Origin of the sequence: Vibrio nigripulchritudo, assembly GCF_027924785.1 — a bacterium.
GTDB lineage: Bacteria > Pseudomonadota > Gammaproteobacteria > Enterobacterales > Vibrionaceae > Vibrio > Vibrio nigripulchritudo.
Genome location: NZ_AP027049.1, coordinates 3,265,213 through 3,291,664, shown reverse-complemented (window position 1 = coordinate 3,291,664; position 26,452 = coordinate 3,265,213). Strand labels below are relative to the sequence as shown.

The window sequence follows — 26,452 nt, the reverse complement described above, 5'->3', positions numbered from 1 at the left end:
GTGAAAAGAGCAGAGGCAGTACAGAGCAAAAATTACAACAATGAGGAATTCATTCCTCTCATTCTGTACTGAAAATGGGAGCACAGCGCTATGCTGTGTCGTTGTCATAACTCTATGCGAGGTTATCGTGGCAGATTTAATTCATTTGATGAACGATCTTCTTTGGGGATCGATTCTGGTTTATCTACTTGTCGGCGTGGGTGTTTACTTCACATTGCGCCTGGGTTTCATTCAGTTTAGACACTTTGGTCACATGTTCTCCGTTTTGAAGAACAGCCGAAAGTCAGACGCAGCAGGTATCTCTTCTTTCCAAGCACTTTGTACCTCTCTGGCTGCGCGTGTTGGTACTGGTAACATGGCCGGTGTAGCGGTTGCACTGACGGCGGGTGGCCCTGGTGCCATTTTCTGGATGTGGCTTATTGCCATGCTAGGTATGGCAACATCGTTTGCCGAAAGTACTCTGGCACAGCTATACAAGACCCGTGATGCCGACGGCAACTACCGTGGTGGTCCGGCTTACTACATGGAAAAAGGTCTGGGCATGCGCTGGATGGGCGTGTTGTTCTCTATTTTCCTCATCATCGCGTTTGGTCTAGTGTTCAACGCGGTACAGGCAAACTCCATTGCAGGTGCCATGCAAACGGCATTTGGTGTTGAAGCTAAATTCGTAGGTATTGCGCTTGTCGTGATTTCAGCGTTCATCATTTTTGGTGGTCTGCGCAAGATTGCCCGCACTGCTGAGCTAATCGTTCCTGTTATGGCTCTGGCGTACCTTGTGTTGGCGTTATTTGTCATGCTGACTAACCTTGAAAAAATCCCAGCCGTGCTGTCTCTGATCTTCAAGAGCGCATTTGGCCTGCAAGAAGCGGCTGCTGGTGGTTTGGGTTACGCGATTGCACAGGCGATGATTCAAGGTATCAAGCGTGGTCTGTTCTCGAACGAAGCCGGTATGGGTTCTGCACCTAACGCAGCAGCGTCTGCTACGCCTTATCCGCCGCATCCAGCCTCTCAGGGGTACGTGCAAATGCTGGGTGTATTTACCGATACCATCGTTATCTGTTCTGCGACCGTCGCGATTATCCTAATGTCTGGTGAGTATGTACCTCACGGTGAAATCACTGGTATCGAGTTGACTCAGCGTGCATTGAGCAGCCAGGTAGGTGAATGGGGTGGCATCTTTGTTGCCGTAGCGATTTTCTTCTTCGCTTTTACATCCATCATCGCAAACTACTCTTACGCGGAAACCAACCTGATTTTCCTTGAGCATAATCGCAAGCAGGGTCTGATCCTATTCCGTCTGATTGTTCTGGGTATGGTGATGTTTGGTTCAATGGCAACACTTCCAACTGTTTGGGGCTTGGCAGATGTGTCCATGGGCTTAATGGCGATTGTGAACCTTGTAGCCATCCTGTTGCTGTCTGGCATCGTTGTGAAGCTGGCAAAGGACTACAACAAACAGTTGAAAGCAGGCAAAGTGCCTACCTTTGATGTAAAAGATTACCCAGAGCTACAATCTCAGCTTGAAGACGGTATCTGGGACAACAAAGACAAAGCGACTAAATAATAGACATCGCTAATCGATACGATTGGAAAAGCCATGCTGACTTAGCATGGCTTTTTTTATATGCTTACTACATAAAAACAGCCAAACAGAGTAAAAGTCATGCTTATCGTTGTATCACCTGCAAAAACACTGGATTACGAATCACCGCTTGCGACAGAGCGCTTTACGCAACCAACACTGGTTGAGCACAGTGCAGAGCTTATCAAGGAATGTCGAAAGCTTACGCCTGCAGACATTTCAGGTTTGATGAAGGTGAGCGATAAAATTGCAGGGCTAAATGCAGCAAGGTTTGAAGAGTGGAGCGAAACCTTCACTACCGAGAATGCGCGTCAGGCGATTCTGGCGTTCAAAGGCGACGTGTATACAGGGCTAGAGGCACAGTCTTTCTCCGAAGAGGAGTTTGATTATGCTCAGTCGCACCTGAGAATGCTATCCGGTCTTTACGGGTTGTTAAAGCCACTGGATTTGATGCAGCCTTACCGATTGGAAATGGGTACTAAGCTTGGAAACGAGCGTGGTACTAACCTTTACCAGTTCTGGGGCAATATCATCACTGATGAAGTTAACAAAGCACTTGAAGAGCAGGGTGATAACGTATTGGTTAACCTGGCATCTAATGAGTACTTTAAGGCTGTGAAAGCGAAAAACGTGGATGGCACTATCATCACGCCAATCTTTAAAGATTGTAAGAATGGTCAGTACAAGGTGATCAGTTTCTTCGCTAAGAAAGCGCGCGGCATGATGGCTCGCTACATCATTCAGAACAAAGTCGATTCAGTGGAAGCGTTGACCAAATTTGACACTGCTGGCTACTACTTTGACGAAGCAGAATCCACGGCAACAGAACTTGTCTTTAAGCGCGAAGAGCAAAACTGATTCAACTGGTTATTAAAAAGCCCCAACGGTTTTCACCGTTGGGGCTTTTTAGTATTGAACTTGAGTTCAGGTTATTGAGAAAGCAGCTGTCTGAGATATTGAAGGCGTGCCATGCTCTGCTTACAGCCTCCAAGACGGAACTTTTCCTGCCAGAGAATCGCATACTCCGACTCGATATCAGCCACCATTCTAACCAGCTTTCGTTTGAGCGAATTTGGGAAACTCTCCACTTCACGGCACTGATTTTGTGCGTATCCAATAGCGATTTCAGTGGCCAGTTTCATGGTTTTAAGCGTCCACAGCAATTCACTTTTCAGCGTACTTTCCCGTTCCCCGCCTAACTTTCTTTCCATTTCAGTCAACGACATGATGCTTTGCTGCATCTTCTCTGTGTCTTCGAGTTGTGCTCGGCGAATGTGGCGACGCGATTTCTGATCGAACACAAATGGTCCATAAAAGGCGCAATTGGGCGTGGTGACCCCAGAATCCAGATACGCATCTTGAACTTCTAACAAGGCACCTGTCAGGCTTTGATATTCTTTACCCCAGAAAGCGCCCAGTATTTTGCTCATTGGAATGTCCTGATGCTGGGCTTCTCCCCAGGCCATTGCTGCCCCGAACACGTATGCGGGCAGTGAGAAAGAAAACTGTTGGGCGTGCCCCATGTCGCCCCATTCAGAAATTTGATACCCCTGACCGCCGTACTTCAACGCAGAAATAGCGGCGCGTCTCATGTGAACTTGTGCCGATTTCCAGCGCCCCGCTACAGAAGCAAACGTATTGGTTGAAACCACAACCTGAAAAGGGTAACCAAACTCAGCCAGTCTGGCGTGTTCTTCATCGTATGGATGGTCTTCTTCGTATCCCCAGTTGAGCAGTTCCAGCTCTTTAGGAAGGTGAGGCAGGATTTCCGGATACCGGAACAGCATGTCACTGAAGATTTGGCAATACATACCGCGCTGGCGCGCCAGTTCCAACACCTTATTGAGGTAGTTGAGGTATACCTGACCCTGCCCGAGAGATTCACATTCTGCCTTACTGCCATCTACACCTAAATCCATGGTTTCATCAAAATTGATGTTTAATGTTTTACTGGAAAAATTGGGTAGCAGTTCATCCAGCAGGTCAGCAATAAAGCCAGGTACATCTGGCGACACAGGGTTTAAGCCAAATGATTCCGGGCGAAAGTCCCCTCGTTGATCATAAAAACCAGATGTCTGCTCAGCTAGGTAAGTGTATTCCGGATGACATAGCCACTTTTCCATATGTCCAAAAGTCGCCTGATTAGGAATAAGCTCGATGCCTTTGGTTTTACAGTAATAATCCAGAGCCCGAATTTGTTGTGGAGTCAGTGGATCGTAGTCCTGCCAGACCGTGTGATGCTGTTGGTAAGCAAAAGTGTGCTCGGTATAAAACTGTAACTGGTTGATCCGCAGAGAAGACCAGAAGTCGATCAATTCAAACAGCGTGTCCATGGTCGGGATCTTGTCACGGCTCACGTCCAGAATAATGCCGCGTTGCGGAAAATCCGGCTGATCGAACAAAGTCAGAAATGGCAATGAAGAGGCGCACTGATCCACAAGCTGATTGATCAAGTGATGGGCATACAAGATCCCAGATTCATCTTTGTATTGGATCAGAACCAGTTGTCTGGTGATCTGAATACCAAATGCCTGATCACTGAAGTCACTGCACATCTGATATTCCACCATGGGTGATGAAATTCGCTCCCCCATGACTTTTGGGATCATGCCCTTTGAAAGACCAGGAATAAACAGCTCGCCCTGTTCAAAGGTGAGAGATTTAGGAGCGGGAAACAAAGATGGGCATTTATCTGCCATACAGACCTCGATTAAATACGGCTAGGGGAGGGCAAGACGCTAAACAGTGCAATGTCTTTAGTGATGAGTTTTTGCCAGGCCATTGCTGCGGCACCGGCTGAAACCGCCTGTGTTCCAAGCGTTGAGAAACTGATGTTAGGGTTCCAGGTTTTTGGTCCATCAGTTTTAGAAAGCTTTTGATCAATGTACGAAACCAGATTCGCACCATAACGCTGCGCTTCACCACCAATAATTAAGTGATGAATGTTCATAAGACGCCCCAAAAGCACTAACGAAGAAGCGAACTCCTGAAGAATTAAGGTCAGGTCGGCAGACTCTTTGCCATTCACTAGCTCACTTTTGTACTGACCAGCAGAAAAGTCGTCACCATAAAACAGGTCGTTATTCAGGACGAACCCCAGACCGATCCCCAGATGTTCCGAGTCGGTGTTCCTATGGTGTGAAGTAAACAGCACGTACAGGAAATTGTTCGTCGGTTCACGTCGGGTCTGCATCATTTCACCCCACGCCGCGCAGTTGGCATCGTTGTCGATGAAAATCGGGTACGCGAAAATCTGACTCAATTGATCAACCAGAGCCAGAGGCTTATCAATTTCCAGAGCGTTCGACAGCGACACCTGACCGCTTTCAGGGTCAACAAGACCAGGAAGCCCGATACCGATAGCTAAAATGTTGTCGAACTTGGCTTCAATTTCTTTCAGAACAGGAGTCAAAACGTGTGCAATTTCTGAAATTACCCCACGGGTTGGCTGAAATGGAATGATAGTACGGTATACGATCAGGCACTCCACATTCACAACTGACACATTGATCACGCTGTCGGTCAGTTCGATTCCAACCAGTACTCCAATGTCACTGTTAAGTGAAAGAGACACTTTTGGACGACCGCCTTTGCTATTGGCGGGTTTAGCCGTGACTTCTGAAATCAGATCTTTCTCAGTAAGCAGACTCACAATTTTGGTGATCGTCGATTTATCCAAACCCAGCTGTTCGGCAACCTCTACCCGCGATATGCGGTTATGACGCCAGATACAATCGAGCACTCTGGATAAGTTAACAATCTTGCTGTTTTGGCTAGGCTTCATAATTAAGTTGATGGTGGAAACTAAATGATTATGTTCTTTATAGCGACTTCAATTTGAGGAATCAAGAATAAAAAGTAAACGAATTTCTTTGATTGAGTGAAGTATGATCCGTACGACCTTTCTTATTTTTCGTTGATAATTTTGTTAACTAAATGTGATCACGATCGTTGTATAGCACAAAAAATCGCCTAGATTATATAGTTAGTTTCCTGTGTAAACTAACTAGAGGATAAAACGATGAAGTTTAAGAAAGGAGTAAAAGCGCTGGTTGCACTTACGGCATTTACAGTGGCTTTACCCATCTCTGCTATTGCAGAAGAAACCCTAACCATATGGACATGGCGCAAACAGGAGCGTCCTCTATGGGAAGCAGTCTCAAAGAACATGAAAGATGTCGATATTAAAGTCGAGGTCTTTAAAGGTGTGGATTACAACTCTCGTTTACGCCTTGGCTTACAAAGTGATGGGGGACCTGATCTGTTTCAGGGACGTCCGGGTGCTTCTTTTATTGATCAATACGCGAAAGCGGGTGTGATCAAACCTGTTGGCAGCGATGTGGATCTCTCAGGTATTTCTCCGGCAACGCTTGGGGCTGCAACGGGATCCGACGGAAAGGTCTACGGTGTACCTTTTGCTGTTCAAACCGTTCAGATCATCTACAACAAGGACATTTTCGACAAGCACAACCTGACAGAACCGAAGTCTCTGGAAGAGTTTGAGCAGGTCATGAAAACGCTGAAAGCGGCAGGTGTTACTCCTCTTGAAGTGCCGGGGCGTGCAGGCTGGGCACTTGCCATGATGAGTGCGGGTCTAGAAGCAGGCTTATCAGGCGATGAGATGGCGAAAGTGGCCACGCGTGACGAGCCGTTTACTGCCAGCGGTTACCAAAAAGTTGTGGACACATTTGCAACCTGGAAACCATACATCAACCCGTCAGCGGCAGCTCAGGACTATAACGGCATGCGTGCAAACGTGGCACTTGGCGATTCAGCGATGATTATTGATGGCTTATGGTCGACGTCGCCATTATCCACCATTGCTCAGACTAATCCGGATGCGAATTTGGGTCTAATGCCAGTCCCTGGTGCAGGTGGCAAGGTCTATGCTTTTGCTGATGGTGCGTATTTGGTGAATGCCAACAGCGAGAAAAAAGCCGCAGCAGACAAACTGCTGGCGTATACCGCAACCAAAGAGTTTGCGCAGCTTTTTGCTGACCACGTGGGCGAGTTATCAACCTACGCAAGCGGCATTAAATACGAAGGTGCTCATCAGGCTGAAGCGGCGACGTTTGTGTCTAACCAAGCTCAGGCACACCTGACCTGGAAAGGTCCATTCAATGTTCAGTATGAGGAAGTTGTAGGTCCTGCTTTCCAGAAGTTCTTAGCAGGCAAAGTCGACAGCAAAGGTCTGTCGAGTGAAATTGAAAAAGGCTTTAAAGCTAAAAATCTGTAAAAGCCAACATCTGTAAAAACAGAAGAAAGACGGCGACCTGATAACCAGGTCGCCTACATACCGCTGGAGTCAGTATGACCGAGTTTTCCCGCCCCAAAGGATTGAGTTTCAAGCAGAAAGAAAAGATTCAGTACATGTTGCTGCTGATTCCCGGTTGCTTGTTGTATGGGGTTTTTAATCTTTTGCCCTTATTCGGCACTCTTGTGCTTTCATTTTTTGACTGGCCAGGCATAGGTCCTGCCACCTTCGTTGGATTCGACAATTTCACTAAGTTGCTGACAGATGATTACATGAGCACGCAACTTTGGAATTCGTTTTACCAAACCGTACTCTTTTTCGCGATTTGTATCTCCGTCTTCCTCATTTTAGGCACAACCTTCGCCTTGCTGCTGAGCTGGAATACTGCAGGTAAAGCCGGGTACAAATTGCTGTTCTTTATGCCTTATCCTCTGGCCGCCGTAGCGGTTGCGTTCTTAGGGCAGCTTATTGTTGATGTTCGTGGTCCGCTGAATCAACTTCTTCTGAATTGGGATGTCATCACCGCACCTCTGATGTTCTTAGGGGATGAAAGTTCGGCGTTGCCAACCATTGCTATGTTCCAGTCTTGGCAAAAACTGGGCTTTTCTATCATGTTGATTTTGTCTGCCATTCTTGGCGTTCGCTCCGACTTGTTAGAAGCGGCAGTACTGGATGGCGCAAACCGCTGGCAGTGCATTAAGCACGTGGTATTTCCGGTGCTCACACCAGCATTTGTTCTGATTACCATTTTGACGATGGTGGACGTGTTTAATAATGCGGAATACGTGTTGATTCTTATGGGACCGGATGCAGGACCTTATTACTCTACCGACATTATGGGGACGTTCCAGTACCGAACTGCCTTTGGAACCAGTGGTGGTTCAGGAACCGCAGACCTTGGTATGGCAGCCGCAATAGGCATGGTGATATCGGTTCTGATTTTACCTGCGTCGATTTACTTGGCACTGCGCAACATGCGTAATCGATAGGGGGAAGACATGGAACGTATATTCAAACTTAAACCCCTTGAGCAGGTCGTTGTACAGTTTCTACTGCTGATATGGGCATTGATTGTCGCCCTGCCGTTTGGTTTGGCCTTCATTAACTCGGTGAAAGGCAATCTGGGGCAGGTGATTCGCTCGCCATTTGGTATGCCGCAAGAATGGCATTTCGAGAACTATCTCAGTGCGTGGGAACAAGCGAATTTCAGCAGCTATTTCTTAAACTCCCTGATCATCAGCTTAGGTACGGTAGTGCTGGCGGTGGCGTTCAGTACCATGGTGGCCTTTGTTCTGGCTCGGGTGCAGTTTAGAGGCAACAAGCTGATTTTCATCTTGTTTATGCTGGGAGTGATTGTCCCGCTTCGTCTGGCAATGGCACCTCTGTTTGTGGTGGTGCAAAGCTTAGATTTGCTCAACTCTTTGCTGGGTATCATTCTGGTTCAGGCAGCGAGCATGATGCCGGTGGCGGTATTTATTCTCAGTACTTTCTTTAAGAACTTGTCTCCAGAAATAGAACAGGCAGCAAGGGTGGATGGCGCTTTACCATTTCAGATTTACTGGCGCATCGTGCTGCCACTGGTGAAGCCTGCAATCGCAACGGTGGCGCTGCTTTCCTTTGTGAGTGCCTGGAACGAATACATCTTCCCACTCTTATTCTTGCAAGACAGGGATCTCTACCCACTGACATTGGGTTTGCAGGAGTTCCAGAACGAATTTGCCATCCAGTGGCACATGATGTTCGCAGGGCTAATCATCATGATGGCACCAACATTGATCGCATTTTTGCTGGCATCCAAAGCCTTTATTCAAGGTTTGACTCAAGGTGGAATTAAGGAATAACCATGGCTCAAGTAGTACTCAAAAACATCAAAAAATCGTATGGAAAAGTGGATGTTCTTAAAGGCATCGACCTTGAAATCAATGATAAAGAATTCGTCACCTTTGTCGGACCCTCTGGCTGTGGTAAATCCACTTTACTCAGAATGATTTCCGGGCTGGAAGAGCCGACATCGGGCGAGATTTTTATTGACGGACGAGATGTGACCGATGAAGCGCCTGCCGATCGCGAGATTGCCATGGTGTTCCAGTCTTATGCGTTGTACCCACAAATGACAGTGCGTGAAAACATGTCGTTTGCCCTGTCTATCGACAAGCAACCCAAAGAAGAGATCAAACAAAAAGTCGATCACGCTGGTAAGTTGCTGAAACTGGACCAGCTCTTTGACCGCTTACCCAAAGAACTGTCTGGCGGGCAGCGCCAGCGCGTGGCGATTGGCCGTGCAATTGTGCGTAACCCTAAACTGTTTCTGTTTGATGAGCCTTTGTCTAACCTCGATGCCGAGCTTAGGGTTGATATGCGAATCCAGATCGCCGAGCTGCACCGCACTTTAGCGACCAGCATGGTGTACGTCACACATGATCAGGTTGAAGCTATGACACTGGCAGACAAAATTGTGGTGCTTAGAGATGGTTGTGTTGAGCAGGTGGGACCGCCGCTGGAGCTGTATTACCACCCACAGAATCAGTTTGTTGCAGGCTTTATTGGTTCGCCGAAAATGAACTTCATTCCAGTGACTGTACTAGAGGCGAGCGTATCGCAAACCACTGTCAGCATCGCTGATCACTACACATTAACCTTGCCAAGAAATGGCGAGCATCTGTCAGCAGGCGATCGCATTACACTAGGTATTCGCCCCGAGCACTTAACCGTTCGTGACGACGTGGAAGAAGGACGTTGCATTGTGCCTATGACCATTAATGTTGCGGAGTATCTTGGTGCGGTGTCTTACGTGCATTGCTATTCAGGTGACATTGAAAAGCTCAGCCTAATGCTGGATGGAGAAGAGGCGGTGTCCTTGAAGCTGGATAATGGTCAGATTCTGCATGTGGAACTCAGAGAGCAGTATTGCCACTTGTTCGACATCGACCAGCAGGCGCTACCATTGGCGAAGTAAGAACATCATTTCAGATTGAAATCATAATAAAGCCGCCCTATCAGGCGGCTTTTCTTATATAACTCTTTCGGTGACAGTATTTATTGGCTAAGAATCGCTTTCATACGCTCAATAACTTCTGGCGAATTCACCACTGGTGAACGCAGCATCAATAGTGCAAAGTTGTCTGCCAGAATTTCTTCCGGGTGAATAATGTAGTTGGTGTTGGTACCCACCTGCTCAAAGAAACCAGTCAGTTCGGCACGACCGACGATAACTGGCTCGTCATCATCGTAGGTCCACTCGCCATGTTGGTCTGCGACAACTAAGAATTTGAATTGCAGGTAGTTAAAGAATTCACCACCTTTTTTCAGGTCGTACTTTTCAGATACTGAATACAGGATAGGCATCGCCCAGACCTGCTCGTTGTTCAAACCGACTTTAATGGCGTAGTCGTTGACTGGCGCATCAGGGTTGGTGATTTTTCTGTCTTCCAGATCATCTGGGAATTCAATTTCCCCAACATGTTGGAAGCCAATGCTGTTGTACAGTTCATCTTTCTTAACTGGGTTGAGGCGAGAGTAAATATGGAAAATTTCATGCGCCATAATTCGCTTTAGCTCGATACCCAGTTCCAGCTTGTCTCTTTGAAGTATGATGGCTTTGCCTCGCGTGTAGGCGGCAGTACCTTCTTCCTTACCCGTCGTCAGAATCATTTTGATTTCTTTAGGCAGGTCGAGTGGATACTTTGCTAACTCTTTTTGCAAGTTCTCATACACTTGAGTGACTTTGGTTTTGTCCTCCGCGGTCCAGTCCAACGTGTTGGAACGAACAAAACGGCGAAATTCCGGCTTGATAACGTGATCTTCCGTTTTCATTCGCGCTTCCATATCGAACTGACTCAGACGACGCATAAAGGCGTCATTTTTTCCAAGTTCTTTGGCGGACTGTTTGGCGTTGAGAAACGTTAATTCAGGAGTGGCGAGGCTGGAAAAGCTGACGCTAACCAGAGCTGCAACCAACAGGGCTTTCATTGTTTTCAAAATTACCTCCAACTGCTTTTGAACAAATGAAAGTATTCTGAGGAGGTAAGGTCAACTTGACAGCCTTTTATTGGAAGCGGGGATCAGAAATGCGATCGATATTAAATTGAATGCATATAGAGCTGCATTATCGCAGCCCTATAGTGAAAGGAGGTGTGGTTTTACTGTAGGTAGGAAGACTGATTTGCTTTATCGACTTCGCTTAAGAACAGGTTCAGCAGTTCTTCCCCTTTTTTACCGTGTGTTTCTTTGACGTAAGCTTTGATCGTTGGCTGAGTTACGTCGCGCATTTGTTGGCGTTGTGCATCGGTCAATGAGTTTACTTTCATTTTCTTCTTCAACCCTTCCAGTCCACGATCTTCAGACGCTTCAATCAGGCGAGATAAACCACGGTTGGCACTCAGAGCAATTTGCACCGCATCACGGACAATTTTTTGCTCATTGGCAGACAAGCCATCAAAGAAATCACGGTTGATCATAAAGGTATACGGGGCAAACAGGTGGTTGGTCAGAGTCAGGTACTTCTGCACTTCGTTGAACTTGGCAAATGAAACGGTTGGAATTGGGTTCATTTGCCCGTCAATTACGCCTGTTTGCAAGGAAGAATACACTTCGCCCCAAGCCAGTGGGTAGGCTTGAGCGCCCAGAGACTGGATGATTTTCTGGTGTGTTGGCAACGTCATGGTACGAATGCGCAGCCCTTTGAAGTCGTCCAGAGATTCCAACGCACGTTTTGAGTTAGTCACCGAGAAGAAGCCGCCTGTATCAGGGAAACCCAGCACGCGGACGTCTTTCATTTCAGATTCAATATCACTGGCTAATGCCTTACCAAATGCCCCGTCCAGTACATCGTAAGTCGCAGCATTATTATTGAACGCAAAAGGTACGTCTAAGATACCAATGCGAGGGTAATAACCGGCCAACGCCCCAACGGAAGATAAAGTGCCCTGTAGCTGACCATCTTTAACCATCTGAATATGCTCTTTGGCACTACCAAGCTGGTTACTCGGAAAGACCTGCACTTTGATTTCGCCATTAGAAGCGGTCTCAACAATGTTTTTAAACACACCAGTAAAGGCGTGCGCCGGATTTTCCATAATGTCGGCTTTGTTGTCATGACCAATGCGCAGTACTTTCGCAGCCATAGAATAGGGGGCTGCCAGTAGGGAGGTGGCAAGGGCTATCGCCAGCAGCGATTTGGTTAAATGCTTCATCATTACTCCTTTAATGTTTTGGTTAGTACCCAAGCAGTCTTGGTATGAACAGGACTAAGTCGGGAAAGTACGCGATAGTGAACAGCAAAAGAAGCTGTCCGAATAAAAAGGGCATCAGCTCCTTGGATATGCCTTCTATCCGAGCGCCCGTGACCGAAGACAAGACGAACAGGCAAGCGCCTATTGGTGGTGTCATCAGGGAAATATTGAGTGCCAGCACAAACACAATGCCTGCATGCAGAGGATGCATACCGATTTCTGCCGTCAGTGGCACAAGGATGGGGGCAAGAATGATCAACATGACGTTGATGTCCATGAGCATGCCGACCACCAGAAGCAAACTGATGATCAAAAACAGAATCACATTTGGGTTATCGGATAGCGAGATAAAGATATCGGCGATCATTTGTGGGATCTGGTTGAAGCTGAGCCACCAACCAAGAATCGATGCAGACCCGATGATCAGATAAATCACCGCGGAAATCTGAGCCGTGCGCACCACCATCTGAAACAGGGCCGGAAAGGTGAGGTTGCGATAGATAAGAAATCCGATGATCAGTGCGTATGCTACGGCAATGGATGCGGCTTCCGTTGGGGTTACAATACCAAACACAATGCCGCCCAAAATAATAAGGGGCATCAATAGAGCCAGTGCAGAATGTCGGAAATGCTTTAACACTTCGGTCAGTGAAGACTTCTCGCTCATCTTTGGCAGGTTTTTACGCTTGCCCATGGCAGCGATGATCGCCATACAGACAAAACACACCAGTAACCCGGGCAATATACCCGTTGCAAACAGACCACCAATGGATACCCCCATTAAGGACCCGTAGACCACCATCAACCCGGAAGGTGGAATAGTGGGACCAATGATGGAACCTGCCGCAGTTACAGCGCAGGCGTACGAACGGCTGTAGCCTTGTTTTTCCATGGCAGGAACCAGCGTTCTTCCAAATGCTGCGGCGTCAGCAGTCGCGCTGCCTGTAATCCCTGAAAAGAAAACGGATGCCACCATATTGGAGTGCGCTAAGCCTCCACGAAAATGCCCCACCAACGCTTCCGCCAGATAAACCAAGCGATTAGTGATGCCCGTATGGTTCATGATTTCACCCGCGAGAATGAAAAATGGCATCGCAAGGAATGGGAAAATGTTTAAGCCGTTGAAGACTTTACTCGGAGCCAGAGACGCAAAGTGTGCTCCGCCCATTTCGAACATACCTGTTAATCCAGCAACACCGAGCGCTATGGCAATAGGAGCACCCAGCAGCATTAATATCAGGAATAGACCACCGACTAGCATGGCGTCTCCTCCTGTGAAGCTATTTTATTGGCTGGGGGAGTGAGCCCGGCGCAATCCTCAATCCAGACCAATAAAGCCTGAAAACCCGAAAGCGCAAAAGTCACCGGAACGGCTGCATAGGCATAGGACATAGGCAGAGCGAAAACCGTTGAAAGCTGATTTGCACCTTTCATGGCGAAGAAGTACCCAAGGTAGGCAATATAGAAAAAGAACAGGCAGGTGAGTAAGCCGAGTGTTCGCTTTATCAGAGTCTGTATAGGCTGGGGAAATCGTCGAACAACAAACTCCAGCCCCATATGCTCTCGTCCGGCGGTGCAGCAGGGAACGGCCATTAAGATCGCCCAGATCATGATGTAGCGGGCGAGTTCTTCAACCCACACCAGTTGCCATTGAAATACATAGCGATCAAGAACACCGATCCATACGTCCAGAATCAGCATAATCATTAAGATCCCGACGATGAACTGGTTAACTCGATTGAGAGATTGTTTTATATGAGGTACGACAGAAAACGACATGGCGACGGCGGCTCCTTCCAGTCAGCAATGATTTTATTGATAGAGTTGTGCTTTGCTTGGAAGATAATTTAGTCACTATGATTGTTTATAACTGATAAAACGATCACAAATATGTTAGTTTCTAACATTGAATGCAATTTATTTGTAAATTATTGAAAAATAAAATGTTATCGGTCTGCGTTGTTTTGATAAAACAAAAACTATCACGATCTAATTGATTGTTTTGTGGTCGTAATTTGCTCGTTTTTTCTTCTTGTTGCAAAAAAGTAACAACACGCACATTTTGTGTTGTTATTTGAAATGGATCACGATTAGAAACCTGATGAAATAGGTGTCGTTCTTTGAGTTATTTAATCTAATTGTTTAATTAGTAAAGATAAAATTGATTGTGTGTAATGGGGTTAGTCGGTGCCTTGAAGTGATACTAAGCCTTCGGCATAAGCGGATTTTGTATCGCAATCTACCGACTTGAGAGGTTAGGGGTATAGATAGTGTGGTAATTATGTTAGAAAGTATCTAACCAAATAAAAACTTCATACTGAGAGCAATCCGTGTCTGTCGATATCGATATTCTTTCCAAAATCAGTGAGCGATATACCAGTCTTCGCGAAGCAGAAAAAAAAGTAGCGAATTTCATTGCTGATGATCTGGCATCTGCTGCTAACGCCAGTATTACCGAGATGGCGCAACAGGCGAGTGTCAGTGAGGCGACCATCACCCGTTTTGCAAAAGCCGTCGGGTGTATCAATGTTCGTGATCTCAAGATCAAACTGGCACAGTCACTGGCGGTGGGGCAGCGTTTCATTGATGAACCGATAGATCAAACTGGGATGCAGGGGATTTACGAATCCATCAAGCATTCTATGGATCTCAACCGAAAAGTCATTGATGAAGCAGACGTGAAACAGGCTGCGGAATGGATCCACAATGCTCGCCAGACTCTGGCGGTTGGAATGGGTGGTGGGTCCACTATGATATCGCAGGAATTTCAGCATCGCTTATTCCGCTTAGGCTATCCGGTTGCCGCTTACAATGACGGCTTGCTTTCACGCATGGTCGCGGCAACCGCAGACAGCAATGATGTGCTGGTGGTGATGTCGGTTACCGGATATACACCAACGATTCTTGAAGTGGCAGAAACAGCAAAGCAGTATGGCCTGAAGGTGATCGCCATTACCAGTCAGGGCAGCCCGCTTTCAGAAGTATGTGATTTGACATTGCCCATTGTCATTCAGGAAACAGATTTTATCTATAAACCTTCAGCGTCACGATACGCAATGCTGGCGCTGGTGGATGTGATTTCAATGGAACTGGCTGTCAGTCATAAACGACGATCTCGTGACAGGCTACGCCGACTGAAAGTGGCGCTTGATTCACACCGTGGTGGTGGAGACAGGCAGCCTCTTGGTGACTAGGTCTAAAGATGAATACAAAAAGGCAGCGAAATCGCTGCCTTTTATACTTCTATATATTTAATTATTGAAGAAAAGACTACTTCTTCTTTTTCTTAGCGCTTTTTTTCTTGTCGGCTTTCTTCGCTTCTTTCTTCTTGTTCTTTTTCTTGAACACTGGCTTTTTGTGTTGCGGTCTCATGCCTTCAATGAAGCGCTCTTTGATGTCTTCTTTGGTGTAACGAGCGACGCGATCCAGCATCGGCTGGTCGTGCGCCTCAACGATAGACAACGCATTTCCTTTTTTACCAGCACGAGCGGTTCGACCAATTCGGTGCAGGTAAACATCGGCGGTTCGAGGCATATCGAAGTTGATGACATGAGATACGTCTGGCAAATCGATACCACGTGCGGCCACGTCGGTTGCCAGCAGAACGTTTACTTCACCATCGCGGAAACGGCGAATGGCGTTGTTACGGCGATCTTGCGGCATCTCACCCTGAATCCACGCACAGGTAATTTGGTCACTCTCTAATTTAGAACGTAAGTCCGCCAGGCGATCGCGTGTTTTTAAGAATACAATGGAACGTTCCGCCTGTTCGGTTACCACGTGCTTAAGAAGCTGATATTTGTGCTCCATGGAGTCGGCGCGGTGATACCACTGAGTGATTTTTTTGCGTTCGCGGCGAGAAGGTTCTGCATCCAGCTCGGCTGGGTTTTTCAAAAGATCCGCTGTGAAGCCTTCCACACCACGACCTTCAAGCGTTGCCGAGAACAACATAGACTGTTTACGCCAGCGACACTCTGCTGATAAGCGGTCAACGGTCGGACCAAATCCCATATCCAGCATGCGATCCGCTTCATCCAGTACCAGCCACTCAATGGCGCGGCAGTCAAAACGCTCCGCTTCAATGTATTCCATCAAACGACCCGGTGTCGCGACCACGATATCTTGCGTGGTGGATAGAATATCCGCGTGTTCCTGATACTGAACCCCGCCAGTAATGGTGAAGATCTTCAGGTTTGTGTACTTCGCCAGAGCTCTGGCTTGATCCGCAACCTGCATCGCCAGCTCACGAGTTGGTGTCAGGATCAGAATACGTGCTGGTCCCGCTTTACGGCGTGGAAAATCTTGCAGATATTGCAGTGCAGGAATGACGAAAGCGGCAGTTTTACCTGTTCCGGTAGGAGCTGACGCGAGGACATCGCGACCATCCAGTGCTTGCGGAATTGCTTTAGCCTGAATTTGAGTTGGGCGTTCGTATCCCATCTCTTCAATGGCTTCCAACAGATTTGGATCGAGTTCGAGTTCAGCAAAAGTTCTGATCACAGTGGGTCTCCACAAGCGTGTGAATGATTAATTGGGCGCGAATTATATACCCATAACCCATCAGATAAAACGCATTTTCCAGCAGGATCTTTACATCTTTAAGTAAAAGTCTTGGGTAAGAGCAATGAATTCTGAACTGTAGCCATTACCCTGGTTGATTACTAAAGAGGACTCTTGCGTTTCACACGGCTGTTTGGTCAGGGCAAAAAGCAGTCGGGTTGCTGGTTTTCGAGCGGTTGTCTGAACACGACAACATTGAGATAAGTGCCAGCCTTGCGCCTGTGCGATCTCGATGCATTGTTCCCCTTCAACCACAGGCAGCACAAAGCTTGCTGATCCTGTATCAGTAAGGTGCGTCCAGCAGGTTTTCATTAAAGCGCTGTGAGTTAGCGTATTGGTGTGGCGGGCGTCGGCACGACGAGTGTCTAAGGCTTGTTCTCCGCTGTTGAAGTAAGGCGGATTGCAGATAATGGCGTCGAATTGGGTATCGAATGACAGGTTTAATATATCGCCACAAACAGGACGTATCTTTTGGCTCCAGGGGCTGTCTGCAAAATTTAAGCTTGCAGTTTCAAAGGCATCTTGCTCTAGCTCAACGGCGGTAATCACAAGGTTGTCATCGGATCTCTGAGCGCACATTAAAGACAGTAAACCAGTCCCAGTACCAATATCCAGCAGTTGACCAGCAGGCGGGATTGAAGCCCAGGCACCCAGTAATACGCCATCGGTACTGACTGGCATTCCGCTACGACCACCGCGAATCTTAAACTGTTTGAATTGAAAGTCTTTGGTTCTGTTCTTCATATGTTGGTTTGGTCGAGTGGTTAAATATATTAAATTCTTGTTATTTTAAAGATAAAGATTTTAATTAGTTATATGAGCTGAAATATTACATGTAGCTAGTGATTCTATCTGCTAAATGGTGTTCTGATTGAATTTTTATTGTGTTTTTTGTCATTCTCTTGTTTCTGTTATCGCTTTTGTTCATTATTCGCCCCTTAATTCTAGAATAAAATTTCAGAATATTTGCAAACACAAGATTTTTATAAGGGTTTTAAGTGAATCAAAAACTAAAAACAACTGATGTCGTTGCTCTGGGCTTTATGCTCTTTGCATTCTTTTTAGGAGCGGGCAATATTATTTTCCCTCCTCTTGCGGGTCAATTAGCAGGTGAAAATTTGTTTCCTGCCATGTCCGGTTTTCTGTTTACTGCGGTAGGTCTGCCTTTGATCACCATTATTGCTATTGCAGTAGCGGGTGGATCTTGGGAACATCTTTCTAAGCACCTTCCTAAACAGGTAGCGACACTTATTGTCGTACTGATCTTCATTATTATTGGTCCTGCATTTGCTGCCCCACGTACAGGTTTGGTTGCGTACGAGATGGCAGTGAAGCCGTTCATTGCTAACGCAGAGCAAATGCATCTGACTATATTCTCCATTGCGTTCTTTACCATTGCGATGTTTTTTGCCTGGTCTCAGGGCAAGTTGATCGACACCATTGGTAAAGTGCTGACGCCAGTGCTGTTCATCGGTTTGATTACGTTAGCTGTGTCTGTATTTCTAAACCCACAAGGCGTTCCAACAGAAGCGCAGGGCGAGTATGTGACTCAGCCACTGATCAAAGGTTTCCTTGAAGGTTATAACACCATGGATACCTTCGGCGCTCTGATGTTCGGTATTCTTATTGTGGATGCACTGCGTAGCAAAGGCATTACCGAGTCCAAACCGACGACTAAATACCTGATCAGCGCAGCGGTGATCGCAGCAGCGGGTCTGGCATTTGTTTATGTGTCTCTTTTCTACTTGGGTTCTACAAGTGGTACTGTGGCTGCTGGTGCAGATAACGGTGGTGTGATCCTAAGCCTATACGTACAGGCTCTGTTCGGTGCGTCGGGTCAGACGGTTCTGTCTGTGATTGTTCTATTGGCGTGTCTGACAACAGCTATTGGTCTGATCTCAGCTTGTTCTGATTACTTCAGCTCTATCACCAAAATCAACTACAAAACCTGGGTTGTGGTTATTGGAGTCGCGTGCGCAGTGGTGGCAAATGTTGGTCTGAGCCAGCTGATTTCACTGTCTGTTCCAGTTCTGTTTGCTCTTTACCCAGTAGCCATTGCTTTGGTTGCACTGGCGTTTGTACGCGATCGCTTGCCAAATCCGCGTGTAGCGTACCGCGTAGTAGTATTGGTGGCATTTGTGTTTGCTCTTCTGGATGCTGCGAAGGTTTCGGGTATCAATGTCAACGCATTCAATATGCTTCCACTGTTTGAAGTGGGCATGGCTTGGCTGATGCCAACTATGGCGGCGATCATCTGCATGTTCTTCATTGGCGCACCTCGTAAAGAGTTGTCGGAAGAAGCGGCATAATCGCGACTTAGTAAACAAAACAAGAAAGGGGCTGATAATCATCAGCCCCTTTTTTATAAATGTATAGAGTTATAGTGAGTCGTGGTATTCCACCAGGATTTGCTCACACCACTTCTCGATGCGCTCATCACTGAACTCGTACTGGGAATCCTCATCAAGAGCCAGACCGACAAACTGTGATTTGTCTTCCGTAAGGGCTTTAGATGCTTCGAATTCATAACCTTCATTTGGCCAGTAGCCAATGAATTTTACGCCTGTTGGAATCAGTTCATCATGAAGAAGCCCCATCGCATCGAGAAACCACTCGCCATAGCCTTCTTGATCGCCTAAGCCGAACAATGCGACGTGTTTGCCGTTTAGCGACACGCCACCGATGTGCTCCCATATTGCACTCCAATCTTCTTGAATTTCACCGAAATCCCACGTAGAAATCCCTAGCAATAACAGATCATAGTTGTTCATCAATGATAGTGGTGTTTCTTTTACATTAAATATGTCCACTAAATCTTCGCCGATGAAGGCGCGAATTTTTTCCGCTGCCATTTCTGTGTAGCAGGTTGTTGAGCCGTAAAAAAGTCCGATTTTCATGATCTGTCATTGTTTGTCGAAGAGATGGCAGATTCTATACCCAAATAACCTTCAGATGCTAGGCTCTGCGACAAGATGGATTTTCAGTCATAAGTATTTAGAGGAGATGCTCATAACGTGCTCAAATTTGCAGGGTTTATACGATTGTAGGTGAATTTTAATAGTATTATTTTCATGCCTCACATACTCTCATGAGTGTTACCGATAAAAAGAGAGATAAGAATGACGGAAACAAGTCATCCAGATACCTACTTAATGGAGCAGTTTCTTGATGCCATGTGGATGGAGCGTGGATTGTCTGAGAATACGCTCGCTTCATACCGTAACGATTTATCCAAGTTGCTGAGCTGGATGTTGAAAGAGAACTTCCGGCTCGATTTCATCAGCGTCTCTGGGTTACAGGACTATCAAGGCTGGCTGATGGATCAAGGCTATAAACAGACGTCGCGAGCGAGAATGCTTTCTGCGATTCGCCGTCTGTTTCAATATCTTCACCGAGAAAAGATAAGAGCAGACGACCCAAGTGCTTTGCTGGTGAGCCCCAAACTGCCCAAGCGGCTGCCCAAGGATTTGAGTGAACAGCAGGTTGAAGATTTACTCAACACGCCAGATCCTAATGACCCGATAGAGCTTCGCGACAAAGCCATGCTTGAACTCCTTTATGCGACAGGGCTTCGGGTCACTGAACTGGTTAGCCTGACGATGGAAAATATTAGCCTGCGGCAGGGCGTTGTTCGTGTAACAGGTAAAGGCGGAAAAGAGCGGTTGGTCCCAATGGGAGAAAATGCCGTTGATTGGATTGAAACCTTCCTAGAACATGGTCGTCCAAGCATTTTGGGGGAAACGTCATCGGATGTAGTGTTCCCAAGCAAGCGGGCAAGACAAATGACGCGCCAGACGTTCTGGCATCGAATTAAATTTTACGCCACGCTGGCAGAAATCGACACGGATGCGTTGTCGCCTCACGTGCTCCGACATGCATTTGCAACGCACCTGTTGAATTACGGTGCAGATTTGAGAGTGGTGCAAATGTTATTGGGTCATAGTGACTTATCGACCACGCAAATTTATACTCACGTCGCAACAGAGCGACTCAAACAGATTCACGAACAGCACCACCCAAGGGCGTAGTTCGTACATTAACTTTTAAGGTGAAAACATGCATTTCATGCGCAAACTTGGTGTTGTAGCAGCGGGCGCGCTGGCTTCATTTTCTCTATTCGCAGCAGACGCAGACACAAAATCCATCACAGAGCGTTTCAGTAAACTTGGTCTGATGGTGACATCCGTAGAAGGCAGCGACATTGCGGGTCTTTACGAAGTAGAAACCAATCAAGGGTTGTTCCTTTCTACAGAAAAAGGGGACTACTTCATTCAGGGTAAAATCTATGCCCTGGATGACAAAGGTAACTTCACAGACGTGATCGCCAAGCGTTACGCAGAAAAAATCAAAGACTTCTCTTCAAGCTGGATTGAATACAAAGCCAAAGAAGAGAAGCACGTCGTGACAGTATTTACCGACGTAGATTGCGGTTACTGTCTGAAACTGCACCGTCAGATGGAAGACTACAACAAGAATGGTATTACCGTTCGCTACCTTGCTTACCCACGTGCTGGTGCACAAAGTCAGGTAGGGCATCAAATGTCACAAATCTGGTGTGCGAATGATCAGAAAGCCGCAATGGACGAAGTAAAGCTTGAGCGTACTTTCTCGCAAGAAACCAGTGAGCTGTTACAATGTCAGAACACCATCGCTGCACATCGTGATCTTGGTTCTAAGTTGGGTGTACGTGGTACACCAGCTATCGTAACCAGTAACGGTAATGTAATTGGCGGTTATCTGTCTCCAGAAGATTTGACTGCTCAGCTAGAAAGACTTAACTAATTGACCAACGGATGCCTGAGGGAAACCTCAGGCAAACGCCATTCTTATGATTGAAATTCAAAGACGTCCGCAAGACGCGCCTCACTCCTTACCTGACTCCATTCCCCCTTTATTGCAACGCATCTACGCCGCACGCGGTGTTCAAAGTATTAACCAGTTAGAGAAAGCAGCGAAAGCGCTTCACTCATACCAACTACTGGGTGGAATACAGCAAGCCGTAGAGATTTTGTTTGAATCGATTCAGAAACAAAAACGCATCATCGTCGTAGGGGATTTTGACGCGGATGGTGCAACCAGTTCTGCGTTGTCAGTGCTTGCGCTTCGGATGCTGGGTTGTCCCAACGTGGACTATCTGGTGCCAAATCGTTTTGAAGATGGATACGGCTTAAGTCCGGAGGTGGTCGATCAGGCTCTGGAGCTGGGTGTTGAAGTCATCATGACGGTCGACAATGGCGTATCGTCTATAGATGGCGTGCGTTACGCAAAGGAGAAGGGTTTAACGGTTATCGTCACCGATCATCACTTACCGGGAAATGAGCTTCCCATTGCTGATGCGATTGTTAACCCCAACCTTGAGTCTTGTCAGTTTCCATCAAAATCTTTGGCTGGTGTTGGTGTTGCGTTCTACATGATGATGGCGCTTTGCGTTCACATGCGAAAGCTCAATTGGTTTGCCTCACAGGGGATGCAAGAACCCAAACTGATGGAGCTTATCGACTTAGTCGCACTTGGAACCGTCGCCGATGTCGTGCCTCTGGATGAGAATAACCGAATCTTGGTGCATCAAGGGTTACAACGCATTCGTGCTGGTAAAGCTCGCCCGGGAATTCAGGCGCTTATCGAAGTGTCCAAACGAGATGCTCGCAGACTGGTGGCATCCGATTTCGGATTTGCCTTAGGGCCACGCATTAATGCGGCGGGGCGTTTGGATGACATGTCTTTTGGGGTTGAGCTTCTGATGAGCAACAACATCCACGCTGCGCGCCGCATGGCGAGTGAGTTGGATGGACTCAACCAAACCCGTAAAGAAATCGAAGAAGGTATGAAGCAAGAAGCCATGGCGTTTTGTGAACGTCTGCAATTTGGTGAAAATGCGGAGCTTCCTTATGGTTTAGCCTTGTTCCAGCGAGACTGGCATCAGGGTGTTATCGGTATTTTAGCTTCGCGCATTAAAGAGAAGTTTCATCGCCCGGTGATCGCCTTTGCCGACGGCGGAGAAGGCACAATCAAAGGTTCCTGCCGTTCTATTCCCGGTCTGCATATGCGAGATACATTGGACAGAATCGACACACAAAACCCAGGGTTAATTGCTAAATTTGGTGGTCACGCCATGGCGGCAGGATTGACCATCGATGAAGTCGATTTTGAAAAATTCAGCAAACTGTTCGATGAAGCGGTCAGGCAAGATCTTGATGAAGCCTCACTCAAAGGCGTGGTGATGTCTGACGGCGAGTTGCTACCCGAAGAGTTTTCCATGCACGTAGCTGAAACTTTACGTGGAGCCGGACCATGGGGACAAGCATTCCCAGAGCCCATTTTTGATGGCGAATTCAAAGTCCTGCATCAAAAGCTGGTGGGCGAGAAGCACCTGAAATTGATGTTAGAGCCGCTGCATAAGGGGCACCCGACCAATATCATGATTGATGGCATTGCGTTCAATATCGATTTACGTCGCTGGCCAGACGCGTCGGTGAAAACCGTACACTTAGCCTACAAACTGGATGTAAACGAGTTTCGTGGCAATCAGTCGCTTCAGTTGATGATCGATCATATCGAAGCCAAGTAACCTGAACTAGGGATAACAACTTGCTTTCTAATGGCTCTTTTCACTTAATACTGCGTTGAACCCTCTCTCAATAACCCGTTATTGATTCGTGTGTTCGCCTTGTCTTAAGTGAAAATTTCTCATTAGAATGTCCCGATAGAAATATTCATTTATTTTAACGAATTAGCTAACCTCTTATCCCGAGCTCAGGTTAAGTAACCTCGCATCGAGTATTGCCTTTCAACCCTGTCCCGCTGCTGATTGAGAGCAGTGGGCATCTGCAATTTCTCAGCTCAAATTGCGCAAATTTTTCCTGTATCTCTGTCACATTTTTAAGTAGAATTCCTCGGTTAAATTCTACGCTAAAATGTTGAGCAAACATGTTTGAAATCAATCCAATTAAAAACCGCCTGCAGGACGTGACTGAGCGCACGAATGTCCTGAGGGGGTATCTTTGACTATGACGCCAAGAAAGAGCGTCTAGAAGAAGTAAACGCAGAACTTGAACAGCCGGATGTATGGAACGAACCAGAGCGAGCACAAGCTTTAGGTAAAGAACGTGCATCACTGGAAGCGGTGGTAGAAACCATCGACTTGCTAGACCAGGGTGTGGAAGACGTTGATGGTCTTCTGGAACTGGCGGTTGAAGAAGAAGATCAGGAAACCTTCGACGAGATTGAGCCAGAATTGGCTGAACTTGAACAAAAGCTAGAGAAGCTTGAATTCCGTCGTATGTTTGCTGGCGATCACGACTCCTCTGATAGCTACATCGACTTGCAAGCGGGTTCAGGTGGTACAGAAGCTCAAGACTGGACCAACATGATGCTTCGCATGTACTTGCGTTGGGCTGAGGCCAAAGGCTTCAAAGCGGAAGTGATTGAAGTATCTGAAGGTGAAGTAGCGGGTCTGAAATCGGCAACGGTTCGTATTTCAGGTGAGTACGCTTACGGCTGGCTTCGCACTGAAACGGGCGTTCATCGTTTGGTTCGTAAATCGCCATTCGATTCAGGCGGTCGTCGTCATACTTCATTTGCGTCTGCGTTTGTTTACCCAGAGATTGACGAAAACATTGCTATCGACATTAACCCTGCCGACCTTCGCATCGACGTATACCGTGCGTCGGGTGCTGGTGGTCAGCACGTTAACACCACGGAATCTGCGGTACGTATTACCCACCTTCCCACTAACACTGTGGTGCAGTGTCAGAACGACCGTTCTCAGCACAAAAACAAAGATCAGGCAATGAAGCAGCTTCGAGCGAAGCTATTCGAACTTGAGCTTCAAAAGCAGAACGCAGAGAAGCAAGCCAATGAAGACGCCAAGTCTGACATCGGCTGGGGTAGCCAAATCCGTTCTTATGTACTGGATGACTCCCGAATCAAAGATTTACGTACCGGCGTTGAAAACCGCAACACGCAAGCGGTTCTTGACGGCGATCTGGACAAATTTATCGAAGCCAGCCTGAAATCAGGTCTGTAAGCTTTCACCGACAATCGACAGGATACATCGAAAATGACTGATGCTGTTCAAAATGAAACGCAACTAGAAGCCCATTCACAAGAAGAGAATAAGCTGATTGCCGAGCGTCGCGCGAAATTGGATGAAATTCGCAAGACTTGCAACGCTAACGGTCACCCTAACGACTTCCGTCGTGACAGCTTGGCTGGCGACCTTCAGAAAGAGTTCGGTGAAAAGAGCAAAGAAGAACTGGAAGAGCTGAACCACGTAGTGGCGATCGCGGGTCGTATCATGGCGAAGCGTGGTCCTTTCCTTGTGATTCAGGAAACTTCTGGCCGTATTCAGGCTTATGCGGCGAAAGATGTTCAGAAAGAGCTGAAAGCAAAATACCAAGGGTTAGACATCGGTGACATCATCGGTGTAAAAGGTGCGCTTCACAAGTCTGGTAAAGGTGATCTTTACGTGAACATGGAAGAGTACGAGTTGCTGACCAAAGCACTGCGTCCACTTCCAGAGAAGTTCCACGGCTTGACGGATCAGGAAATGCGTTACCGTCAGCGCTATGTTGACCTGATTGTGAACGAAGACTCTCGTCAGGCGTTCATCATCCGTTCTAAGCTGGTGTCTTCTATCCGTAACTTCATGAGTGGCAAAGGCTACCTGGAAGTGGAAACACCAATGATGCACGTGATTCCTGGCGGTGCAACGGCTCGCCCGTTCATCACTCACCACAATGCGCTGGACATTGATATGTACCTGCGTGTTGCGCCAGAGCTTTACCTTAAGCGTTTGGTTGTGGGTGGTTTTGACCGTGTATTCGAAATCAACCGTAACTTCCGTAACGAAGGTTTGTCTCCTCGTCACAACCCAGAATTCACTATGATGGAATTCTACCAAGCGTACTCAGACTACAAGGACCTAATGGACCTGACTGAAGAGATGCTAAGTACGGTAGCGCTGGATGTTCTTGGTTCAACGTCTATGCCTTACGGTGATGAAACGGTTGAATTCGGTGGTAAATACGCTCGTATGAGCATGTTTGAAGCCATCAAACACTACAACCCAGAGCACGAAGCAATTCAGAAACTGACAGAAGCGGATCTGCAAGACCGTGACCTAATGGTGTCGATTGCGAAGTCTGTTCACGTAGAAGTGGAAGAGTTCTGGACGTGTGGTCAACTACTTGAAGAGATTTTCGGTGAGACAGCCGAGCCTAAGCTGATTCAGCCAACCTTCATCACTGGCTACCCTGCAGACATTTCTCCATTGGCTCGCCGTAGCGACGACAACCCGTTCTTCACTGACCGTTTTGAGTTCTTTATCGGTGGTCGTGAAGTCGCAAATGGTTTCTCCGAGCTTAACGATGCTGAAGATCAGGACGCTCGTTTTAAAGCTCAGGTTGAAGCAAAAGATGCGGGTGATGATGAAGCGATGTACTACGACGAAGACTACATCACAGCACTTGAGCATGGTCTGCCACCAACAGCAGGACAGGGAATTGGTATAGACCGATTGGCAATGTTATTCACAAACACGCATACCATTCGTGATGTAATTCTATTCCCAGCAATGCGACCACAGCAGTAAAAATTTTGTGTCTCAAAATTAAAGCCACCTTCGGGTGGCTTTTTTTGATCTTAATTTGAGTGCTGAAATTTTATAAATATGTGATTTTGCTCTGCAAAACGAGCGATCTTTTCACTTTATCTTTATGTGTCTCACTATTGACAACAGTTATTGGTTAGTCTGTTCATGCTTGACTGTTTAACAATCTATACTATGTCTTAACTATGAGACGTTTTATTGTCGCAAGATTAATT

Annotated in this window: 22 protein-coding genes; 13 read left to right on the top strand and 9 right to left on the bottom strand. The window is 46.9% G+C overall.

Features of this window, described 5'->3' with window-relative positions:
• Window positions 1-127: 127 nt before the first annotated feature.
• Together QMG91_RS15015 and yaaA are read left to right on the top strand one after the other, a co-directional pair.
• Complete coding sequence (locus QMG91_RS15015) at window positions 128-1,564, top strand: alanine/glycine:cation symporter family protein (protein ID WP_004397854.1); 1,437 nt, start codon at window positions 128-130, stop codon at window positions 1,562-1,564.
• Window positions 1,565-1,663: 99 nt separating this feature from the next.
• Window positions 1,664-2,440 carry a peroxide stress protein YaaA gene (gene yaaA / locus QMG91_RS15010; protein ID WP_022549667.1) on the top strand — a complete coding sequence of 259 codons (777 nt, stop codon included), beginning with the start codon at window positions 1,664-1,666 and terminating at the stop codon, window positions 2,438-2,440.
• A 71-nt stretch (window positions 2,441-2,511) separates the two neighbouring features.
• Here yaaA and QMG91_RS15005 read toward each other — a convergent pair whose 3' ends face one another.
• Together QMG91_RS15005 and QMG91_RS15000 are read right to left on the bottom strand one after the other, a co-directional pair.
• Window positions 2,512-4,281, bottom strand: a complete 1,770-nt coding sequence (locus tag QMG91_RS15005) for a family 20 glycosylhydrolase (protein ID WP_281827439.1) — start codon at window positions 4,279-4,281, stop codon at window positions 2,512-2,514.
• Window positions 4,282-4,292: 11 nt separating this feature from the next.
• Complete coding sequence (locus tag QMG91_RS15000; protein WP_281827437.1) at window positions 4,293-5,366, bottom strand: ROK family transcriptional regulator; 1,074 nt, start codon at window positions 5,364-5,366, stop codon at window positions 4,293-4,295.
• Between the two features lie 237 nt (window positions 5,367-5,603).
• On the opposite strand from QMG91_RS15000, the gene QMG91_RS14995 reads away from it, so the two are divergent.
• The 4 genes from QMG91_RS14995 to QMG91_RS14980 all read left to right on the top strand — a co-directional run bounded on the left by QMG91_RS14995 (window position 5,604) and on the right by QMG91_RS14980 (window position 9,792).
• A complete protein-coding gene (locus QMG91_RS14995) occupies window positions 5,604-6,818 on the top strand; it encodes an ABC transporter substrate-binding protein (RefSeq protein ID WP_004397858.1) in 1,215 nt (404 codons plus the stop codon).
• Between the two features lie 74 nt (window positions 6,819-6,892).
• Window positions 6,893-7,825, top strand: a complete 933-nt coding sequence (locus tag QMG91_RS14990; protein ID WP_004397859.1) for a carbohydrate ABC transporter permease — start codon at window positions 6,893-6,895, stop codon at window positions 7,823-7,825.
• 9 nt (window positions 7,826-7,834) lie between these two features.
• Window positions 7,835-8,677 (top strand): carbohydrate ABC transporter permease, encoded by an 843-nt coding sequence (locus tag QMG91_RS14985; protein WP_004397860.1) that lies wholly within the window; start codon window positions 7,835-7,837, stop codon window positions 8,675-8,677.
• Between the two features lie 2 nt (window positions 8,678-8,679).
• Window positions 8,680-9,792: an ABC transporter ATP-binding protein gene (locus QMG91_RS14980; RefSeq protein ID WP_022589828.1), complete on the top strand. Its 1,113-nt coding sequence runs from the start codon at window positions 8,680-8,682 to the stop codon at window positions 9,790-9,792.
• A gap of 80 nt (window positions 9,793-9,872) precedes the next feature.
• Here QMG91_RS14980 and QMG91_RS14975 read toward each other — a convergent pair whose 3' ends face one another.
• The 4 genes from QMG91_RS14975 to QMG91_RS14960 form a co-directional block, all read right to left on the bottom strand.
• Window positions 9,873-10,805, bottom strand: coding sequence for an early set domain-containing protein (locus QMG91_RS14975; protein ID WP_004397862.1), 933 nt, complete (start codon window positions 10,803-10,805; stop codon window positions 9,873-9,875).
• A 170-nt stretch (window positions 10,806-10,975) separates the two neighbouring features.
• On the bottom strand, window positions 10,976-12,031 hold the full coding sequence (locus QMG91_RS14970; protein WP_281870081.1) for a TRAP transporter substrate-binding protein: 1,056 nt from the start codon (window positions 12,029-12,031) through the stop codon (window positions 10,976-10,978).
• Window positions 12,032-12,050: 19 nt separating this feature from the next.
• The gene (locus QMG91_RS14965) at window positions 12,051-13,328 is read right to left on the bottom strand and encodes a TRAP transporter large permease (protein WP_022549673.1); all 1,278 of its coding nucleotides are present in this window, start codon (window positions 13,326-13,328) and stop codon (window positions 12,051-12,053) included.
• Window positions 13,322-13,846 carry a TRAP transporter small permease gene (locus tag QMG91_RS14960; RefSeq protein WP_004397865.1) on the bottom strand — a complete coding sequence of 175 codons (525 nt, stop codon included), beginning with the start codon at window positions 13,844-13,846 and terminating at the stop codon, window positions 13,322-13,324. The genes QMG91_RS14965 and QMG91_RS14960 overlap by 7 nt, the downstream gene beginning before the upstream one ends.
• Window positions 13,847-14,397: 551 nt before the next feature.
• Here QMG91_RS14960 and QMG91_RS14955 point away from each other — a divergent pair.
• Window positions 14,398-15,261, top strand: a complete 864-nt coding sequence (locus tag QMG91_RS14955) for a MurR/RpiR family transcriptional regulator (protein WP_022549675.1) — start codon at window positions 14,398-14,400, stop codon at window positions 15,259-15,261.
• Between the two features lie 76 nt (window positions 15,262-15,337).
• Here QMG91_RS14955 and srmB read toward each other — a convergent pair whose 3' ends face one another.
• Window positions 15,338-16,567, bottom strand: a complete 1,230-nt coding sequence (gene srmB, locus QMG91_RS14950; RefSeq protein WP_281870080.1) for an ATP-dependent RNA helicase SrmB — start codon at window positions 16,565-16,567, stop codon at window positions 15,338-15,340.
• Window positions 16,568-16,657: 90 nt separating this feature from the next.
• On the bottom strand, window positions 16,658-17,371 hold the full coding sequence (locus QMG91_RS14945; RefSeq protein WP_281827426.1) for a tRNA1(Val) (adenine(37)-N6)-methyltransferase: 714 nt from the start codon (window positions 17,369-17,371) through the stop codon (window positions 16,658-16,660).
• Window positions 17,372-17,625: 254 nt separating this feature from the next.
• Between QMG91_RS14945 and brnQ the strand changes: the two genes are divergently transcribed.
• Window positions 17,626-18,936 carry a branched-chain amino acid transport system II carrier protein gene (brnQ, locus tag QMG91_RS14940; RefSeq protein ID WP_022549678.1) on the top strand — a complete coding sequence of 437 codons (1,311 nt, stop codon included), beginning with the start codon at window positions 17,626-17,628 and terminating at the stop codon, window positions 18,934-18,936.
• A gap of 69 nt (window positions 18,937-19,005) precedes the next feature.
• Here the strand turns inward: brnQ and fldB are convergent, their stop codons facing one another.
• Window positions 19,006-19,524: a flavodoxin FldB gene (fldB, locus tag QMG91_RS14935; protein WP_022589833.1), complete on the bottom strand. Its 519-nt coding sequence runs from the start codon at window positions 19,522-19,524 to the stop codon at window positions 19,006-19,008.
• 222 nt (window positions 19,525-19,746) lie between these two features.
• Between fldB and xerD the strand changes: the two genes are divergently transcribed.
• From xerD to lysS, 5 genes are all read left to right on the top strand, one after another.
• A complete protein-coding gene (gene xerD / locus QMG91_RS14930; protein WP_022549680.1) occupies window positions 19,747-20,655 on the top strand; it encodes a site-specific tyrosine recombinase XerD in 909 nt (302 codons plus the stop codon).
• A gap of 28 nt (window positions 20,656-20,683) precedes the next feature.
• A complete protein-coding gene (dsbC, locus tag QMG91_RS14925; RefSeq protein ID WP_281827422.1) occupies window positions 20,684-21,409 on the top strand; it encodes a bifunctional protein-disulfide isomerase/oxidoreductase DsbC in 726 nt (241 codons plus the stop codon).
• Between the two features lie 46 nt (window positions 21,410-21,455).
• A complete protein-coding gene (gene recJ, locus QMG91_RS14920; protein WP_281827420.1) occupies window positions 21,456-23,195 on the top strand; it encodes a single-stranded-DNA-specific exonuclease RecJ in 1,740 nt (579 codons plus the stop codon).
• A gap of 359 nt (window positions 23,196-23,554) precedes the next feature.
• Window positions 23,555-24,653, top strand: a protein-coding gene (prfB, locus tag QMG91_RS14915) for a peptide chain release factor 2 (RefSeq protein ID WP_139063201.1) whose coding sequence is annotated in 2 segments (ribosomal slippage) — window positions 23,555-23,629 and window positions 23,631-24,653 — 1,098 coding nt in all. Because the reading frame shifts where the segments join, the coding sequence is not laid out codon by codon here.
• Window positions 24,654-24,686: 33 nt separating this feature from the next.
• Window positions 24,687-26,219: a lysine--tRNA ligase gene (gene lysS, locus QMG91_RS14910; RefSeq protein ID WP_022593734.1), complete on the top strand. Its 1,533-nt coding sequence runs from the start codon at window positions 24,687-24,689 to the stop codon at window positions 26,217-26,219.
• Window positions 26,220-26,452 lie beyond the last annotated feature (233 nt).